Raw genomic sequence first — 479 nt, 5'->3', positions numbered from 1 at the left:
TGCAGGATGTGCTGGGTGATGAAGCTCCGACCTGCGACTTTCCACAGGCCCCGGCCCTTGGTCAGGGCGGACACAGCCTGGGTTTCGACACCGGTCAGGCCGAGCAGCGACGCGGCGGCGGCGAGTTGGTCGGGCTCCTGGCGGTAGATGATGCGGGTGCTGCAGTCGGCGAGGAGGCCCTCGGCCAGCACCCGGCCGCGCGAGCCGGCGTCGCCCGCGCTCAGCAGATCGCTGAGACGGTGGATGACCATCAGGTTGGCGATACCGAGCCCCCGGCTGAGCTTCCACTGGCTCTGCATGCGCTCCAGGAGGCCGACGTGCCTCATCACACGCCATGCCTCGTCGTAGATCACCCAGCGTCGGCCGCCGTCCGGGTCGGCGAGCGCGGACTCCATCCAGGCGCTCGCGCAGGTCATCGCGAGGACCAGCGCGGTGTCGTCGCCCGAGCCACCGAGCCGGGAGAGGTCGATCGACAGCAT

General features: G+C 69.9%; 1 pseudogene. It reads right to left on the bottom strand.

Features of this window, described 5'->3' with window-relative positions:
* Positions 1-479, bottom strand: a pseudogene (locus RB628_RS41370) (ATP-binding protein); the annotation flags it as partial.

It is taken from the genome of Streptomyces sp. ADMS, from assembly GCF_033441795.1.
Taxonomy (GTDB): Bacteria; Actinomycetota; Actinomycetes; order Streptomycetales; family Streptomycetaceae; genus Streptomyces.
The sequence above is the reverse complement of the archived record's forward strand: the minus strand, read 5'-3'. Positions and strand labels throughout refer to the sequence as shown.